This window comes from Streptomyces sp. NPDC004667 (assembly GCF_040609475.1).
In the GTDB taxonomy this organism is placed as follows: domain Bacteria; phylum Actinomycetota; class Actinomycetes; order Streptomycetales; family Streptomycetaceae; genus Streptomyces.
In genome coordinates, this window is record NZ_JBEXKC010000038.1 from 18,516 (window position 1) to 33,119 (window position 14,604).

Annotated in this window: 11 protein-coding genes; 9 read left to right on the top strand and 2 right to left on the bottom strand. The window is 71.2% G+C overall.

Annotation, left to right across the window (positions count from 1 at the left end):
* Position 1: 1 nt before the first annotated feature.
* From ABZW32_RS21620 to ABZW32_RS21650, 7 genes are all read left to right on the top strand, one after another.
* Positions 2-799 carry a PIG-L deacetylase family protein gene (locus ABZW32_RS21620; RefSeq protein WP_356218111.1) on the top strand — a complete coding sequence of 266 codons (798 nt, stop codon included), beginning with the start codon at positions 2-4 and terminating at the stop codon, positions 797-799.
* 9 nt (positions 800-808) lie between these two features.
* Positions 809-4,594, top strand: coding sequence for an amino acid adenylation domain-containing protein (locus ABZW32_RS21625; RefSeq protein ID WP_356218113.1), 3,786 nt, complete (start codon positions 809-811; stop codon positions 4,592-4,594).
* 71 nt (positions 4,595-4,665) lie between these two features.
* A complete protein-coding gene (locus ABZW32_RS21630; RefSeq protein ID WP_356218114.1) occupies positions 4,666-7,215 on the top strand; it encodes a beta-ketoacyl synthase N-terminal-like domain-containing protein in 2,550 nt (849 codons plus the stop codon).
* Positions 7,216-7,244: 29 nt separating this feature from the next.
* The gene (locus tag ABZW32_RS21635; protein ID WP_356218116.1) at positions 7,245-8,027 is read left to right on the top strand and encodes an alpha/beta hydrolase; all 783 of its coding nucleotides are present in this window, start codon (positions 7,245-7,247) and stop codon (positions 8,025-8,027) included.
* 17 nt (positions 8,028-8,044) lie between these two features.
* On the top strand, positions 8,045-8,872 hold the full coding sequence (locus ABZW32_RS21640; protein ID WP_356218117.1) for a methyltransferase domain-containing protein: 828 nt from the start codon (positions 8,045-8,047) through the stop codon (positions 8,870-8,872).
* 207 nt (positions 8,873-9,079) lie between these two features.
* Positions 9,080-9,994, top strand: coding sequence for a zinc metalloprotease HtpX (htpX, locus tag ABZW32_RS21645; RefSeq protein ID WP_356218119.1), 915 nt, complete (start codon positions 9,080-9,082; stop codon positions 9,992-9,994).
* A 37-nt stretch (positions 9,995-10,031) separates the two neighbouring features.
* Entirely contained in the window at positions 10,032-10,631 is a 600-nt protein-coding gene (locus ABZW32_RS21650; protein WP_356218120.1) for a hypothetical protein, read from the top strand.
* Here ABZW32_RS21650 and ABZW32_RS21655 read toward each other — a convergent pair.
* Positions 10,588-11,418, bottom strand: coding sequence for an HAD-IIA family hydrolase (locus ABZW32_RS21655; protein ID WP_356218122.1), 831 nt, complete (start codon positions 11,416-11,418; stop codon positions 10,588-10,590). The two genes, ABZW32_RS21650 and ABZW32_RS21655, sit on opposite strands and share 44 nt — an antisense overlap.
* 101 nt (positions 11,419-11,519) lie before the next feature.
* Here ABZW32_RS21655 and ABZW32_RS21660 point away from each other — a divergent pair, with 101 nt between their 5' ends.
* Positions 11,520-12,818 carry a phosphoribosyltransferase family protein gene (locus tag ABZW32_RS21660; RefSeq protein WP_356218123.1) on the top strand — a complete coding sequence of 433 codons (1,299 nt, stop codon included), beginning with the start codon at positions 11,520-11,522 and terminating at the stop codon, positions 12,816-12,818.
* Positions 12,819-13,032: 214 nt separating this feature from the next.
* Positions 13,033-14,007 (top strand): L-threonylcarbamoyladenylate synthase, encoded by a 975-nt coding sequence (locus ABZW32_RS21665; RefSeq protein ID WP_356218125.1) that lies wholly within the window; start codon positions 13,033-13,035, stop codon positions 14,005-14,007.
* Positions 14,008-14,158: 151 nt separating this feature from the next.
* On the opposite strand, the gene ABZW32_RS21670 is transcribed toward ABZW32_RS21665, so the two are convergent.
* The gene (locus ABZW32_RS21670; protein ID WP_356218127.1) at positions 14,159-14,584 is read right to left on the bottom strand and encodes a DUF427 domain-containing protein; all 426 of its coding nucleotides are present in this window, start codon (positions 14,582-14,584) and stop codon (positions 14,159-14,161) included.
* Positions 14,585-14,604: the final 20 nt, after the last annotated feature.

The window sequence follows — 14,604 nt, forward strand, 5'->3', positions numbered from 1 at the left end:
CATGTCTCACACTGTTCGCCACCCGACACGGGACACGGTGCTCGCGGTGGCGGCGCATCCGGACGACGTCGACTTCTACGCCGGCGGCACGATCGCCAAGTGGGCAGCGGGCGGCAGCGATGTCGTCCTCTGCGTGATAACGGACGGCGATGCGGGGAGCGCCGCGCCGGGAGAGCCCCGCCACGAGCTGCCCGCACGACGCCGATCCGAGCAGATCGCCGCAGCGCGGACCCTGGGCGTACGGGACGTACGCTTCCTCAACGACCTCTACCTCGACGACCTCGGCGCCACCGGCGACGGCACCACGTCCGAGGCAGGTCGGCCCTACCGGGACGGCCGCCTGACGGTGAGCACCGCCCTGCGCCGGGACCTGACGCGGGTCATCCGCCAGGTCCGACCGGGGCGCGTGGTGCTCCACTCCCCTTCGCGCGGCTGGGACGCCCTCGCCCCCTACCACCCGGACCACCTCGCCGCGGGCGAAGCCGCTCTGTGCGCCGTGTACCCGGACGCGGAGAACCCGTACGAGCATCCGGAACTGCTCGTCGAGGAAGGCCTACCGCCCTGGCAGGTCGACGAGGTGTGGCTGATGGGGCACCCCGACCCCGACCGCACCGTCGACGTCACCGAGTTCACCCCCGTCAAGATCGCCGCCCTGAGGCAGCACGCCTCGCAGTCCGACAGCTTCGGCGACGAGCTCGTCCACGCGCAGCTGGTCGCCCAAGCCGAGGCCGGAGGCCTCGCCCCCACGCGCCTGGCCGAGCGCTTCCGCGTCATCCGCCGCCGGCTGCCCCCCATCTGAGGAAGATCCATGACCTCTGACAACTCCGCCTCGACACCCCGCACCACCGCATCGGCGCAGTCGTCGTCCCGAGAGGTGACCGCCGTTCAGCACGCCATGCTGGTGACCAGTCTCAGCGCTCCGGAGGAAGGCTCGTACCTCCAGCAGAAACTGCTCGACTCCGACGAGGTGTTGTGCGCCGGGACGCTGCGCGATGCGCTGGCCGCGCTCACGGACCGCCATCCGATGCTGCGCACCGGCTTCGACATGAGTTCCCCCTCGCACCCCGTCCAGCGGACCGGGCCCGCAGGAGATTTCCGGCCGGCACCGCAGGAGCACGACTGGCGGGGCTGCGACCGGAAGGAAGCCGACCGGAGACTGGCAGGGCTGCTGAGGGAGGACCGCCGCCGGGGGTTCGACTTCGCGGCCGGCCCTCCCACCCGGTTCCATCTGGTCCACCGCGGCGAGCGCTCCTCCACGCTGCTGTGGACCTCGCACCACGCACTGCTGGACGGGCGGAGCTACGCCCCGCTCCTCGCCGAGCTGATGGAGCTCTACGCGGCCTGCGCCGACGGGGCGGAAGCCGGCGCCGCGGTGTCCCGCGCACCGTTCACGGCGTACGTCGACTGGGCCGAACGGCGGGACACCCGGGGCGAGGCAGCGGCCTGGTCGCGTGCCCTCGCCCCGGTGCGCGGGGCCACTCCCCTGGGCCCCCGCACCGGCCGTGACGAAGGAGCGGAGCCCGTCTTCCGGACGGTGACCGTTTCCCTGCCGAAGACGTTCGCCGTCGCCTGTGACAGGACGCGGATGCCGCTCAACGACCTGGTGCACGCCGCCTGGGCGCTGCTGCTGCACCGGCTGTCGGCGGAGCGGGACGTCGTGCTGGGCTCGACGCGGACCTGCCGTGCCTTCCACCCCGACGGCCGGGACATGGTGGGACCGCTCATCAACACCGTCCCGCTGCGCAGCACGATCGGGGAGCACACCACCGTCCGCGGGCTCGTCCGCGTCCTGCGCTCCCGCGCGAGGCAGATGCGTCCCTGGGTGCACACCCCGCTGCCCCGCATCCGGGCGGCCGTCGATTGGCCCGCCGACCAGCCGCTGTTCGAGACCGTCGTGATGTACGACGACGACACGGCCCGGTCGCGACTGCGCTCCCTCGGCGGGCCCTGGGCCGGGCGGTCCTTCCGTCTCGTGGAACAGGCCGGCTTCCCACTGACCCTGTGCGTGCGCCGGCACGGAGACCTGTCCCTGGCCCTCACGCACGACAGGCGACACTGGTCGGACGAGTCGGCGGACGGGTTCCTCGACCAGGTGGTGTCGAACCTGCTCGCGATGGCCGCCAGGCCGGGAGCCCGGGTCCGGGACCTGCCGCATCGTGCCGGGCACGTCCGAAGTGCCGCCACCGTCCGGGTCCCGACGGCGCTGCGCCGACTCGTCGCGGCCGCGGACGACGGCCCGCTCGTCCTGTGCGGCCTCGTCGTCGCCTTCCTCCTCGGGCAGGAGGGACACCAGGACACCGTCGGCTGTGTGCTGCGTGCCGCGGACGACCCGGAGGGCACGGAGCACGAGGTCACGCTGGACCTGGCGGACATACCCGCCGGTACGACGGCGGGCGGGCTTCACCGGCTGGTGCGGCGGGCCCTCGGGACGGGCCTGCCCGCCCTCGTCGGCGCGGCCGGGCACGGCCTGGTACTGGAATCCGCGGCCGGGACGTTCAGGATCACGGCCGACGCCTCGGGCATCCGCTGCCGCACGTCCGACGACGGCCGGCCGGACGAGGGGACGAGCCGCCGGCTCGCACGGTTCCTGCGGAGTGTGCGGAGTCCGGCGACCGACGTCACCCGGATCCCCCTGGTGACGGCGTCGGAGCGGATACGGCTGCTGGAGCAGGGCCGCGGCACCGCCGACGGCCCGCCTCCGGGCACCTGCGTCACGGCACTCGTCAGCGCACAGGCCCGCCGCAGGCCCCACGCGCCCGCGGTGCGGACCGGCGGGGTGACGTGGACCTACGGCGAGCTGGAGGAACGGACATCGCGGCTCGCGGGCGTGCTGACCACGCGGGGCGTCGGCCCCGGGGAGCTCGTGGGCGTCTGCCTGGACCGATCGCCGGACCTCGTGGCGGTGCTCCTCGCCGTACTCCGGGCAGGCGCCGGCTACGTGCCGTTGGACCCGGAGCACCCACCGGCACGTCTCGCCGGCATCGTGGCGGACACCCACATGCGGCTGCTGGTGAGCCGGTCCGGACTGCTCCGGGACGGGTGCCCCGGTGAGGTGCCCGTCCTGGAGCTCGACACCGAAGCCGACCGGATCGCGGCACGGACGGCGACCGACGTCCCCGACAGGGCCGCTCCCGACGCCACTGCCTACGTCCTGCACACCTCCGGCTCCACGGGACGCCCCAAGGGGGTCGAAGTCGGACACGGCGCGCTGGCCAACCTGTTGCACTCCATGGCCGAAGTCCCCGGCTGCACCGAACGCGACCACATGCTGTCGGTGACCACCGTGTGCTTCGACATCGCGGCACTGGAGCTCTTCCTCCCCCTGACCCGGGGCGGCACGGTGACGATCGCCACGGCCGCGGAGACCCGGGACGGCTTCCTCCTGAAAGCCCGTCTGGAAGCCGAGCGTCCGAGCCTGATGCAGGCCACACCGGCGACGTGGCGAGCCCTGATCCACGCGGGCTGGACCGGACACCCCGATCTCACCGTGCTGTGCGGCGGGGAACAACTGCATCAGGACCTGGCCCGGGAACTGTGCGCCAGAGCGGGGCGGGTGTGGAACGTCTACGGACCGACCGAGACCACCATCTGGTCGTCCATCGCACCGGTGCGGCCGGGTACGCCCGTACACATCGGACGACCCATCGGACGGACCCGCTTCCACGTGGTGGACCGCTGGGACCGCCTGGTGCCGCCGGGCACGGCGGGGGAACTGCTGATCGGCGGCGCCGGCGTGGCCACGGGGTATCTGGGCCGCCCCGACCTGACCCGTACGCGGTTCGTGCCCGACCCGATCGATCCGGCGGGCGGCCGGGTCTTCCGTACGGGGGACCTCGTCTCCCGCGCGGCGGACGGGAACCTCTTCCACCTGGGCCGTACGGACGGTCAGGTCAAGGTCAGGGGCTTCCGGGTGGAGCTCGGCGAAGTGGAGACGGCGCTGCGTGAACACCCCGCCGTCTCCGACGCCGCCGTGTCCGCGCACACCTCCGGCGACGACGGACACCTGATGGCACACCTCGTTCTCGCCGATGCCGATGCCGATGCCGATGCCGGTGCCGGATCCGGGGCCGGTGCCGGTGCCGGACCCCCCGCCGTGGCCCTCGGCGCCCTGGCGAAGGAACTCCGCGCGCACCTTTCGGCCCGACTCCCCGCCTACATGGTGCCCTCCCACTACGTCCCCGTCCCCGCACTGCCGTTGACCTCGAACGGAAAGCTGGACCGCAAGGCCCTGACATCTCCCCCCGCCAGACGGCCCCGTCCCGCCGAACCCGCCGGGACCGCGCACCATGCGTCCGCCCGCGACGTCGAACGCGTCATCGGCGCGATCTGGTGCGAGGTCCTGGGCCTGGACACGGTGCCCCCGGACGACGGCTTCTTCGACCTGGGCGGTACCTCCCTCCAGCTGATGCTGGTGACACGGCGTCTACGGGACTCCCTCGCCCCGTCCTTGAGGCACACGGACGTGCTCCGGCATTCGACGGTCCGGTCCCTGGCCGACCACGTGCGCGGCGAGCGGTCCGGCCAGGGACGGGTGCGGCCCGTGCGCAGCCTCCATGCCTCGCGAACGGCGCTGGCGGCCGGCCGGAGGCGCTGACCGTCCCCGCGCTCCGTGAGGAACACAGGCCGGATCGGCACACCTCCCGACCCACACCAAGGAAGTGCGACATGCACGAAGAAGAACACGCCAACCCCACAGACATCGCCGTCATCGGCATGGCCGGGCGCTTCCCCGGTGCCGACTCGGTCACGGCCTTCTGGGACGGCCTTCGGGCCGGCCGCGAGGCCACGCGCTTCCTCACCGAAGAGGAACTGCTCGCCGCGGGCGTCACCCCCGAGACCCTCGCCGATCCGCACTACGTCAGGGCGGTGCAGGGCCTGGCCGACATCTCGCGGTTCGACGCCGAGCACTTCGGCATCCCGGCGGACGAAGCCGAGATCCTCGACCCTCAGCACCGGCTGTTCCTGGAGTGCTCGGCGGCCGCCCTGGAGGACGCCGGATGCGACCCGGCCTCGTACCACGGCGCCATCGGCGTGTACGCCGGAGCCGGCGCGAACACGTACCTGCGGCACCAACTGGGCGAACGCTGGCGCACCGCGACCGTTCCGGGGCGCTACCGGCTGTCCATCGCCAACGACAAGGACTTCCTGGCCACCCGTGTCGCACACCGGCTGGACCTGCGCGGTCCGGCGATCGGTGTGAGCACCGCCTGCTCGACGTCCCTCGTCGCGTTGCACACGGCGGTGCTGGGACTGCTCGCCGGTGACTGCGACGTGGCCCTCGCCGGAGCGGTCCACCTGGTCGTCCCACACGGCCGCGGGTACACCCACCACAACGGCATGATCTTCTCCCCGGACGGCCGGTGCCGCTCCTTCGACCGGGCGGCCGGCGGCACGGTCGTCGGCGAGGGCGTGGCCGCGGTCATCCTCAAACCGCTGGCCCTCGCCCTGGAGGACGGGGACTTCGTACATGCCGTGATCAAGGGCACGGCCGTCAACAACGACGGTTCCGGCAAGATCGGTTACACCGCCCCCGGGATCGAGGGGCAGGCACGGGTCATCCGAGCCGCTCTGGACGCCGCACGGTGCACCGCCGACTCACTCTCGTACGTGGAGGCGCACGGAACCGCCACGTCCCTGGGAGATCCGGCCGAAGTGGCCGCACTCAACGAGGTGTTCGGACCGGGAACTCCGCGGTCCTGCGCCCTGGGATCCGTGAAGACGAACATCGGCCACCTGGACGTGGCCGCCGGCATGGCCGGGCTCATCAAGACGGTGCTGATGCTCCGGCACCGGGAACTCGTCCCCAGTCTGCACTTCCGGGAGGCGAACCCGAAGATCGACTTCGATGCCGGCCCGTTCTACGTGAACACCCGTCATCGAGCCTGGACGCAGACGGGACGCCCGCTGCGCGCCGGGGTGAGCTCGTTCGGCATCGGTGGCACCAACGCCCACGTGATCCTCGAAGAACCTCCGGTCCGGCCGAACGGCGACCCGGGCGGGGCCGGCGAGTTGCTGGTGCTGTCGGCGACCACCCCCACGGCACTCCACCGCATGACACAGGAGATCGCCGACCATCTGCGCGAGCATCCGGACCTGCCGCTGGGTGAGGTGGCCCGGACGCTCGCCGAGGGACGCACGGCCCGCCCCTACCGGCGCGCCCTCGTCGCCAAGGACCTCTGGACCGCCGCACTCGGGCTGCCGCTCACCCCCGTCATGCACGCCCCGGAGCACGAACCCGGCCTGCTGTTCGTCCTCGACGACCGGATCTCCTGCCCGCGCGAACCGCTGGCGGACCTCTACGAGCAGAGCGGCGTGTTCCGGGCGGCAGTCGACGCCTGTCTGGACACCGCACACCCGGGTCCCGCCGACGGACGGAACGCGTTGTCGGCCGAAGACCGTCGCGCCGACTTCGTGGGCCAGTACGCCCTGGCGTGCCTGTGGCGGTCGTGGGGGGTGGAGCCCCAAGCCATCGTGGGCACGGGCACCGGCGAATGGGTCGCCGCGGCTCTTGCCGGGGTGCTCGGCCCACGCCGTGCGCTCGACGCCATGACCACCGGCGGGGCCCCGACACCGCTCCGGGCGCGGGAGGTACCGGTCCTGTCACGGTCGGAGCGTCCCTGCGAGGGGAACGAGACGCCGCTACCGGGGCAGACGGACGAATCGTGGGCCCAGGTGGCGACCGGCCGGGCTCAGGTCGTGCGGCTCGCCGTCTGTCCGACGGGGTACGAGACCGGAACCGATGCCGCCGGCCTGCGGTCCGCGCTCCTGACGAAACTGGGAGACCTCTGGAGCCGTGGCCGGCACGTCGATTGGCGTGCCGTCTTCGCGGACGGGAACCACAGGCGGGTGCAGCTGCCGACCTACCCGTTCGAGCGTCGGCGCTACTGGGCAGGACCCGGAACCGCCGCACGGGAAGCCACCTCCCCGATGTCCGCCGCCGAGTCCCCCGGCCCGGAAGACGCCGCGGCGCCGTCCCTCACACGGTTCGTGCAGGACGCCGTGGCCGAGGTCCTGGCCCTGCGACCGGGAAGCCTGCCCGACCCGGACGTGGAGCTCGCGGACCTGGGGCTCGACTCCCTGGCCACGATCGAGCTGGTGGCCGGTCTCGCCGGGCGGCTGGAGTGCGACCTGCCGATGCCCGCCCAGGAATCCGACACCACCATCCGCGACATCGCGGAAGCGTTCGGCCGCTGCGTTTCCCATCCCCACCCGTGACACCTCCGGCACCTCGAGAGGAAGTTCTCATGTCCGAATTTCTGACGGCAGCGCCCCCTGTGCGCTACAGCATCACCGGGTCCGGTCCGGGGCTGCTTTTCCTCCATGGAACGGGCGGAACCGCGGAGGCTTGCTGGGGGCACTTCGCCCGACAGTTCGCGGACGATCGGACCATCATGATGGTGGACTATTCCGGAACGGGGCAGGAAGTCGACAAGAACGAGCCACTGACCCTCGAATTCCTGGCCGCGCAGGTGGCTGCTGTGATTCGCTCGACGGCCGGCGGTCCCGTCGATGTCGTCGGCTTGTCCCTGGGAGCGGAGATCGCTGCCGTCACCGCCGCCGAGTACCCCGACCTGGTTCGGCGGACAGTCCTCATCGGGGGCTGGCTCAGCGCCGACGACTCTCGCCAGATCTTCAATTTCGACTTTTGGCGACGCCTGCTGCGAAGTGACAGCGAACTGTTCAGCAGATTCCTCTTCCTGACCGGCCTGAGTCCCGGATGCCTTGGTTCTTTCAGTACGCAGCAGCTGGAGGAGATGGTCGCCGGATCGTCACTCGCGCCGGACACGGATCGTCAAATAGCTCTTGACATGTGCGCGGACCTCAGCAGTCGGGCGCCCCTCGTCGGAAGTCCGACTCTCGTCGTGGGACTCACCCGGGACCACATGGTGCCCGTCGAGCACAGCCGTGAGCTCCACGCCGCGATTCCCGGGAGCGAATACGCGGAGATCGACTCGGGCCACGTCGTCGTCTACGAGCGACCCGACGAGCTGGCTGACGTTCTGCTCAAGTTCCTGACCAAAGAATGAAAGAAAAGGAGAAGCATATGGGTGACAAGAACTATACCGCGGGTGACGTCGGCGCCTATTACGATCAACTTGCGGCCGAAGACGTCCGGCTGTTCGGCCAGAGCATCCATCACGGGATATGGGAGGCGGATTCGGACTCGTTCACCATGGCACAGGACCGGCTCACCGATATGGTCGGCGAGAAACTGAACCTCCGGCCGGGGTCGAGACTGCTCGATGTGGGATGCGGCAACGGACGCCCGGCGATCCGACTGGCGACGGGCGCGAATTGCAAAGTGACCGGAGTGACGGTGAGCCGGTGTGAGGTGGAGCTCGCGACACGGTCCGCGGCGAAGATCTCCACCCCTGATGAGCTCGACGCGGATTTCATGTTCGCAGACGCGTCGCGCCTTCCGTTCGCCGGCAGCGTATTCGACGCCGCGCTGGCCATCGAATCGGTAATCCACTTCCCCGACAAAATCGAACCGCTGCGAGAGGTCTACCGGGTTCTTCGCCCCGGGGGGCTTTTCGTAGTGGCGGACATCACGCGCATCGAACACATTCCGGCCTCTGTAGAGAAGGAGGCCTCGGACCCTGCCCTGCCGATCGACATTCCGGAAACCGCCGAGGGGCTGTGCACGGCCATCGAAGGTGCGGGATTCTCGGTGCTGGAGGTGGTCGATCTGTCGGACAAGGCGCGCCGGAGTTACGACGAGTTCCTGGCTCCGCTCTCCAGGCCAGAAGCAGAAGGCATGGATCCTGAACTCGTCGAACGGATGAGGAAGGGAATTCCCAAGTATGTCGCTCTCGCGCGCCAGTACTTCGGGTACGGCATTATCGTGGCTCGTAAACCCGAAGGGAACTGAGTCCGACCGAGGATCACGGCCTTGCGGGGACCGAAACCCGGGACGGTGATCAGCTCGCGCGCCCCGGGCACCCGCGGCGCGGGCACCCGCGCCGCGGGCCCGGCCCGGGCGGCCCGCCCGGGCCGGGAGTGTCCGCTTGGCGGGGAGGAAGTTGCACAATCGAGAGTGAGGAGCGCTGCATCCGCGCTCCGACTGGAGGGCGGTCAGATGCCTGGGACCCGGTCTCGTTCGCGCTATGTCCCGGACAAGGGACTCACCACCCGCATGGTGACGACCATGTTCTTCATCGGGCTGCTCTACGTCGTGTTCGTGGGCGCCCTGCTGGCCCTTCTCCGGAGCTCGTGGCCCACCATTCTGGTGATCGCGGGTGGTCTGTTCGTCGCGCAGTTCTGGTTCAGTGACCGGATCGCCGCCGCCAGCATGGGTGCCCGCGAGGTCACCCAGGAGCAGGCGCCCGAGCTGCACGGTGCGGTGGACCGTATCTGCGCCCTCGCCGACATGCCCAAGCCCCGGGTCGCGATCGCCGACATCGACGTACCGAACGCCTTCGCCATCGGCCGGAACGAGCGCACCGCACTCGTCTGCGTCACCACGGGGCTGCTGCGCCGCCTGGAGCCGGAGGAGCTGGAGGGCGTCCTCGCGCACGAGCTGTCGCACGTCGCCCATCGCGACGTCGCGGTGATGACCGTCGCGTCGTTCCTCGGTGTCCTCGCGGGAATCATGACCCGCATCGCGGTCTACAGCGGACTCGGCCGCAACAGCCGCGACAGCAACGCCGCCGTCGTGGCGCTCCTGATACCCCTGGTCAGCGCCGTCGTCTACATGATCAGCTTTCTGCTGACGCGGCTGCTGTCCCGCTACCGCGAGCTGTCGGCCGACCGCGCAGCCGCGCTGCTGACCGGTCGGCCGTCGGCGCTCGCCTCCGCACTCACCAAGGTGACCGGCGAGATGGCGCGGATCCCGAGCCGGGACCTGCGCCAGGCGGAGCCGTTCAACGCGTTCTGGTTCGCGCCCGCGTTTTCGTCGAAGGAAAGCCTGAGCAGGCTGCTCTCCTCCCACCCCACGCTGGAGGAGCGGTTGGACCGGCTGGGCAGGATCGCGGCGCAGCTCGGCCGTCCCTGACCGGCCGGGCGCATCACCGGCAACGGAGGTTCGTACCGTGGGACTCCTCGACGCCATCCTCGGCCGCAGCAAGCCGGTACTTCCCGACCTGGACCGGCTCTTCGGCCTGCCCGCCGCCGCGATCACCCTTGAGGCGGGTGCCGGGTTCGCTCCGACCGGCGTCGGCTCGGTGTGCTTCGCCAGTGTCGAAGGCGGTGCCTTCGCCCGGCTCCAGGAGGACGTGCGGGAGCTGCTCGACGCCGATACCGGCAGCGGGGGCAGACCGGTCGAGTTCAGCCGGGACGCGTACGGCTACACCTGGCTCCTCGCCCGGCACCCTGCCGACGACACCGCCTCCTTGGTCAACGACCTGCACGCCGTCAACGCCCTCCTCCAGGACGCCGGCTTCGGTCCGCAGCTCCTCTGTTCCCTGATGGGTTTCCACGGTGCGGCGTCGGAGCGTGCTCTGGCCCTGGTCTACCTGTACAAGAGCGGCACTTTCTACCCGTTCGCGCCGCTTCCCGGACCGGCCGGGGAGACCGGCAAGCGTGACAGCGTCACGGAATTGCAGATCAGGGCGCTGCTCGCGGACGACCTGCCGATAGAGCCGGACCTCAGCCGCTGGTTCCCGGTGTGGGGCGCTCCTGGGCTCGGCTGAGCCCGAGGCGCTCCAGCAGCGCGGGAACGTCGGCGAAGGAGTCGAGGACGTGGTCCGGTGTGCCGTTGGCCGCCCGGTGCGTCTCGGGCAGGTACTTGCCCGTCCTGACGAGTACACCGCCGATTCCATGGCGCTGGGCCGCCAGCACATCGGATTCGATGTCGTCGCCCACCATGAGCGCTTCGGACGGGGTGGCGCCGAGGTGTGCGAGGGCGGAGGCGAAGAACGCCGCGGCCGGTTTGCCGGTGATCTCCGCCTCGACCCGGGCGGCCCGTTCCAGCCCCAGGAGGAAGGCCCCGGTGTCGAGGTCGAGGCCGGTCCCGGTGCGCCAGTACAGGTTCCGGTGCATGGCCACGAGCCGGGCACCACGTTGCAGATGCCGGAAGACCCGGTTCAGGGCCTCGTAGCCGAACGTTCCGCCCGCTCCCCCGAAGACGATCACATCCGGTTCCCCCGTCCCTTCGTCGACGAGCGTCACACCCGCGAGGTCGTCGCGGACGTCCCCGGTGTTGACCAGGAGACAGCGGGCACCCGGGTAGCGCTCACGCAGGTATGCGGCGGTGACGGCGGGTGCGGTCAGGATGTCGTCGACGCTGACGGGGAAGCCCGCTGCGGCCAGTGTCGCCGCGATCGAGGCACGGGTCCGCGAGGTGTTGTTGGTGACCAGCGCCAGCGGAATGCCCTCCGAACGGAGCTGCCGCATGGCGTGCACGGCACCGGGCAGCGGCTCCCAGGACACCGTGAGCACACCGTCGATGTCGATCAGGACCGCTCCGATTCGTTCCATACGACCGACCGTCCCCGACTTGCGCAGAAGCCGCAAATGGGCTTGCTTCGGAGTAGGTGGGTACGAGGTTTCCTTCACCCCTACGCAGGGAGTGGACCACCGTGATGTTCACCGATCGCACGGACGCAGGACAGCAGCTCGCCGGGGCGCTCCGTCACCTGGTGAGGGAGGATCCCGTCGTCCTGGGACTGCCCCGGGGCGGAGTCCCGGTGGCCTTCCAGGTGGCGCGGGCGCTGGGTGCCCCGCTCGACGTGATCGTCGTGCGCAAGCTCGGGGTCCCCTCCCACCGCGAACTGGGATTCGGCGCCGTCGGCGAGGGCGGCGTGCGGGTCATCAGTGACGACATCGTCCGCCTCAGCCGGGTCGGGCAGGAGGATCTCGCAGCGGTCGAGCGCGCCGAGACGGCAGCGCTCGCCGGTCAGGCGCGGCGGTTCCGCGGCGACCGGCCGCGCGTACCGCTCGACGGGCGGTCGGTGATCGTGGTGGACGACGGGATCGCGACCGGCGCGACGGCCGCGGCGGCATGCGAGGTCGTACGGGCGCAGGGTGCGGCCCGCGTGGTGCTGGCCGTTCCGGTGGCACCACCGGACGCGGTCGCCCGTCTGCGCGCCCAGGCCGACGAACTGGTCTGCCTGTCCACACCGCGCGCCTTCCGCGCTGTCGGCGAGTGGTACCGGGACTTCACCCAGACCCCCGACGAAGAGGTCCTCGCCCTGCTCGCACAAGCCGCCGACCGCGCCGACCGCGCCGTAACGCGCCCGCCCGCCCGGGCCTCCGAGGTGGTGGTGCACGCGGACGGCGTCAGGCTGGCCGGAGACCTCGCGGTGCCGGAGGGCGCGGGTGCGGTCGTCATGTTCGCCCATGGCTCCGGCAGCAGCCGCCACAGCCCGCGCAACCGGTCGGTGGCGGCGACCCTGAACCTGGCGGGCCTGGGCACCCTGCTCTTCGACCTGCTCACACCGGCGGAGGAAACCGAACGCGCGAACGTCTTCGACATCGAAACCCTCGGCCGGAGGCTGGCGGACGCCACCCGCTGGCTGCGGCACCTCCGGTCCGTCCCGATCGGCTACTTCGGAGCGAGCACCGGCGCCGCGGCGGCGTTGTGGGCCGCCGGTTCCGCCGACGCGGACATCGGCGCCCTGGTCTCCCGTGGCGGCCGCCCCGACCTCGCCGGGCCACGGCTCGCCGACGTACGGGCACCCACACTCCTCATCGTGGGCGGCCTCGACACGACGGTGCTCGGCCTCAACCGGCAGGCCCAGCGGAATCTGCGCTGCGAGAACCGACTCGACATCATCCCCGGCGCCACGCATCTCTTCGAGGAGCCGGGAGCACTGGACGAAGTGGCCGCCCTTGCCCGGGACTGGTTCACGAAGCACCTGGTGACGGGGGCCGGGTAGCGCCGTCGGCCGGCGATGGGTCCTCGGCGCCGCGACGGGGTGCACGCGCGGAGCCGGCTCCCGCCGCCGACGGCCCGGCAGGGGCGGGGGTCGGGCGAGCGGGTGTGGCACGGGGGGCCACGGGGGCATCGGGCATTGCCCTCGGTCTCGTACCGCGCTGCCGTCGCTCGGCGACCGGGGATACGTGGTGGCCGGTGGTGGGAGAATCGCAAGGGTGACGACGAGAACGAGTGACATCGAGACGGCGGCCGGTGTGCTGCGCGCCGGTGGCCTGGTGGCCTTGCCGACCGAGACCGTCTACGGCCTTGGCGCCAACGCCGAGGACGCCGCCGCGGTCGCGCGGATCTTCCAGGTCAAGGGGCGCCCGCCCACCCATCCGCTGATCGTCCACATCGGCGGCGCGGAGCAGCTGGACGACTGGGTCGAGGACGTGCCCGCGACGGCACGCCTGCTGGCCGAACACTTCTGGCCGGGCCCGCTGACGCTGGTCCTCCGGCGCGGTCCACGCGTGCCCCTCGAAGCCACCGGCGGACTGGAGACGGTGGCCGTACGGGTGCCCGACCATCCTGTCGCGCTCGCGCTGCTGTCGGTGTTCGGCGGAGGGGTGACGGCCCCGTCGGCCAACCGGTTCGGCGCGGTCAGCCCCACCACGGCGGACGATGTCCGCACGGAGCTCGGCGACGGGGTCGACTTCGTCCTGGACGGCGGCCCCTGCGAGGTCGGCGTCGAGTCGACCATCGTCGACGTCACCGGCGACACCCCGACGATCCTGAGGCCCGGAGGGGTGACGCGCGAGGGCCTCGAAGCGGTGCTGGGCCGCCCGCTCGCGGTCCCCGCGACGAGCCGTGTCAGGGTGCCGGGCCAGCATCCGTCGCACTACGCGCCGAGCGCGCGGGTCGTCTTGGTGGAGCCCGAGAAGACCGTCACCGAGGCAGAGACCGCCCAGGAACTCGGGCAGAAGGTGGGAGTCCTCCTTCCCCCCGTCCTCGCCGGAACCCCGGTCAAGGCACACGCCGTGGTGGAGGTCCCCGGATCGATGGCCGCCTACGCGCGTGGGCTGTACGGGTACCTGCGCGAACTCGACCAGCTCGGGTGCGACCTGATCGTCGCCTCCTTGCCCGAGGAGGAGGGGCTGGGACTGGCAATCGCCAACCGGCTCCGCCGCGCGGGGGGACCCCGGCCTTCCTGAGCCGCCCCACCCTCTTCGCCCCGGGCCGCTACGTCTGCGGGGACCACCGGGGGCACTGGCCTCGGGGGGTGAGGGCGGCCCGCGAGGTACTCGCCGGCCTCAAGGCTGCCGGGACGTCCTGACGGACGTCCCCGCTCGCTCCGTCGTGTCGCTACCAGCCTGCGGTTCCCGGACCGCCCTTGAACGGGCCCAGGATCTCGCCGGTGATCCAGCCACCGTAGAAGTCACCGGGCTGCGCCCGCACGCTCTCACCGTCCACAGTGCAGAGATCGACTTTCCCCGGATAGAAGGCCAGGTGACCGGCGAGGGCTGCGAACCCCGGTGCGGGAGACTCGTAGCTCCAAGCCGCCTGTGGGAGAACGCACCCGTCCACGGTCAGGGTCCAGTACGTGGCCAGCCCCTTCCATTCGCAGAACGTCGTGGCCTGCGAACGGGACAACAAGGCGGTTCGCACATCGTTGCGCGGCACGTAGAAGACCGGCGGATGACTTGTTTCCAGCACGCGGCGACACGCCTGGGAGTCGGCGAGGGTCACCCCGCGATGCATGATCACCACGCGCCGCTGATCCAGTTCCACACGCGGTGGTCGCGGATAGT